Annotated in this window: 2 protein-coding genes; both read left to right on the top strand. The window is 43.7% G+C overall.

The genetic code is table 11. From position 1 onward, the window contains the following. Nucleotides 1-198 precede the first annotated feature (198 nt). The gene (locus tag B7Y67_RS14430) at nt 199-2,340 is read left to right on the top strand and encodes a TonB-dependent receptor (RefSeq protein ID WP_293599237.1); all 2,142 of its coding nucleotides are present in this window, start codon (nt 199-201) and stop codon (nt 2,338-2,340) included. Between the two features lie 26 nt (nt 2,341-2,366). Next, on the top strand, nt 2,367-2,744 hold the full coding sequence (locus tag B7Y67_RS14425) for a DsrE family protein (protein WP_293599236.1): 378 nt from the start codon (nt 2,367-2,369) through the stop codon (nt 2,742-2,744). Nucleotides 2,745-2,866 lie beyond the last annotated feature (122 nt).

Below are 2,866 nucleotides of genomic sequence, written 5' to 3'. Positions count from 1 at the left end.
AACCTTCAATACCAATCTTACATTCCAAGCGCCGCAAACACTTGCTTTGCTGCCACAGCTTTTCTATCAATCACCTAAGCCACTCGTTGTTTGGGTAACCCCTCCCTCAGCGGCACCTCCAGCAATCACCTAACACTACATTCTTCCCATTTTTGGGTTTTGTAATTGACCATCTTGGTCATTGTTTTGGTGATGCAAATGAAATTAGTAAAAATTACTCCTATGGCCTTGGTGGCCTCTTTGCTGTGTTCGGGCGCATACGCACAAGTTAGCCCTAGTATGGATTCGTTAACGGTAACTGGTATTCAGGAAGCTCCGTTAACTCAAACCACCCTCGCCGGTAAAGAACTGAATCAGTCGCGTGTCAATACTCCCAATACTGCGGCCATGCTTTTGAATATTCCTGGCGTCAGTATGTATTCTGGTGGCGGCGTATCTGGCTTGCCAGCAATCCATGGTTTAGGGGACGATCGAGTAGCCATCAATGTGGATGGCATGCCACTTTTATCTTCCTGCCCAAACCATATGAACTCTCCACTGTCGTATATCAGTCCATCCAATGTGGGTAGCGTCAAAGTGATTACTGGTCTATCGCCAGTAAGTGCTGGCGGTGATAGCTTGGGTGGCGTTGTTTCCGTTCAATCATTGCCTCCAGTATTTGCTAACAAAGGCGAGACCCTCACACAAGGTGAGGTGGGTGCTTCATACAGTAGCAATGCAACAGCTATTGGTGGAAATTTGAATGTCACGGCAGCAACCGATGAATTTAGTGCTAACTACACGGTTGATTCTGTAAAGGCAGGAAATTACACGGCTGGCGGCAACTTCAAGCCGGCTGGAAATGGTATTTCACCTAGTACAGTTGGCGCCTCAAGATATATCGCCACCAATCAACAACTCGCTTTAGCGTGGCAAAAAGATAACCACCTAGTTGAATTCAAAGCCGGGTATCAATTTATTCCATTCGAAGGTTATGCAAACCAGCGTATGGATATGACTAAAAATCAAAGTGAGCAATTTAATCTCAAGTACACCGGTAAATATGATTGGGGTACTTTAGAAGCTCAAGCCTACAACCAAATGGTCAATCACCAGATGGATGACAACACTGGCGCACGAACATCGCCCGCAATGCCAATGCTGGCAACGAGCTCAACCAACGGCGCTGTTATTAAAGGAACGCTACCAATTTCCGAAACTCAGTTAGCTAGACTTGGAACCGAGTGGCAAGGATATAAATTAAATGATTGGTGGCCACCATCAGGTACTGGAATGATGATGAGTCCAAATACCTTTCAAAATATTAATAATGGCACCAGAGAGCGTTTAGCATTATTTAGCGAATTAGAGCAACAGTGGTCTAAGGAATTGATTAGTTTGGCTGGGGTACGTGTTGAGCAGGTCGCTGCAAATGCAGGAAATGTTCAGGGATATAGCTCTATGTATCAATCTCAAGCAAATGCATTTAATGCTCAGAAACATCAGCAGACTGATTACAACTGGGACTTAACAGCCCTTTCTCGGTATAAACCAGATAACAATCAAAACTACGAAGCAGGTTACTCGCGCAAGACCAGATCCCCAAATCTCTATGAGCGCTACTCTTGGTCAACAACACCAATGGCAGCAATCATGAATAACTTTGTAGGGGATGGTAACGGTTATGTTGGTCAAGTGACGCTTGCCCCTGAGGTTGCAAATACCGTGAGCTTTGCAAGTGATTGGCATGATGCTAATAAAGAGGTTTGGGGATTTAAGACCAACCCTTACTACACCTATGTAAGTAACTATATCGATGCAGCATGTAATACAACTTGTACTGTTGATAAATTTAATGTCCTTAAGTATGTAAACCAAGATGCGCAACTCTATGGATTGGATCTTTCCGGTAATGTAATGCTAGGTAAGCTACCTCAGTTAGGCCGTTTCCAAATGACTGGTATAGCTTCATATACTCGCGGTCAAAACGTGACTACTGGCGGCAATCTTTACAACATCATGCCGTTGAATGGAAAGCTTGGATTTGTTCAGTACTTAGGTGCAAATTGGACCAATACTATTGAGGGACAGTTCGTGGCAGCTAAGACCAATCTCAATGCTGTTAGAAATGAGATTGCAACAGGTGGATATTCACTCTATAACTTACGCGCTTCTTATGATGATAAGAAATATCGCGTGAACTTCGGTATTGAGAATTTACTGAATAAGCTCTACGCATTGCCACAAGGTGGAGCATACCTAGGCCAAGGTAACACAATGTCAATGAATGGAGTAGCTTGGGGTACTGCAGTTGCGGGTATGGGAAGAACATTCTACGTTTCAGCAAATATGAAGTTTTAATTGAAGTAAAGAAAAAAGGGCAAGCGATGATCTCTAGGATTTTCAGAATTTTGGCTATTCTGGCGGCCATCTCTTTGCCCTTATCTGTTTTTGGTGCTAAAGAGCCTATCTACGTTAATTTAGCTACTAATGATCCAGTCAAGGTTTCAATGGCTTTGGATGCGAGTCGGCAATATGCAGAAAAAGGTTATCCGATTGTTATTTATCTCAATGACAAGGCGGTTCTTCTTGGTGTGGAAGTGCAATCTGGAGCCGTCTCCAAAGAGGGGGAGGCGATAAGACAGGCAATTGCAAATGGCGCAAAGATCATTGTTTGCCCAAGTTGTTTAGAGGATTATGGGTTTACCCGAAACAATTTGTTGCAAGGCGCAATGCTCGGAGCAGAACATCAAAATACTAGATAAAATCCTCACATTATGAATTTCCATAAAAACCGCCTCATTCACTGGATTGCAGTTTTAGCAATCACAATGAGTGCGCTTGCGCCAGCAGTTTCTCAAGCGGTATCGCTAGTTAAGCATGGCCA

The organism is Polynucleobacter sp. 35-46-11, from assembly GCF_002281105.1.
Note: the sequence above shows the minus strand (reverse complement) of the source record. Positions and strands in the feature narration are given on the sequence as shown.